1 protein-coding gene is annotated in these 342 nt (G+C 48.0%); it reads left to right on the top strand.

What is annotated here, in order from left to right; all coding sequences use genetic code 11:
* Nucleotides 1-339 (top strand): type 1 glutamine amidotransferase family protein (locus tag CWB85_RS22150; RefSeq protein WP_502705331.1); only part of this gene is annotated, 339 nt, incomplete at its 5' end.
* Nucleotides 340-342 lie beyond the last annotated feature (3 nt).

Genomic DNA, 342 nt, shown 5'->3' with positions numbered 1-342 from the left:
ACGCAATTTCAACCATTGCAGATCAATTTGCTAGCTGAAGATCGACAGCCAATGCAAATTCGCAGTGGTTTTGCGATTATACCCTCATACGCCTATGCCAATTCACCATACAGTGATATGATCATAGTGCCCGGTATTTGGCGTAACCCGCGCCCCGTTGATAGGGCAAACCAAGGGCTTCTGAAGTGGCTAACTTGTAGTTGGCATCAGGGTAGCTCGATTATTGGGGTCGGCACTGGTACCTGCTTAGTGGCTGATGCCACGCTATTAACTGGTCATCCAGCTACATCTCACTGGCATTTTGGAGAAGATTTTAGACTCGCTTACCCTCAGGTATGACTC

It is taken from the genome of Pseudoalteromonas sp. S1727 (assembly GCF_005886375.1).
Classification (GTDB): domain Bacteria; phylum Pseudomonadota; class Gammaproteobacteria; order Enterobacterales; family Alteromonadaceae; genus Pseudoalteromonas; species Pseudoalteromonas haloplanktis.
This window is presented reverse-complemented; position numbering and strand designations above follow the sequence as displayed.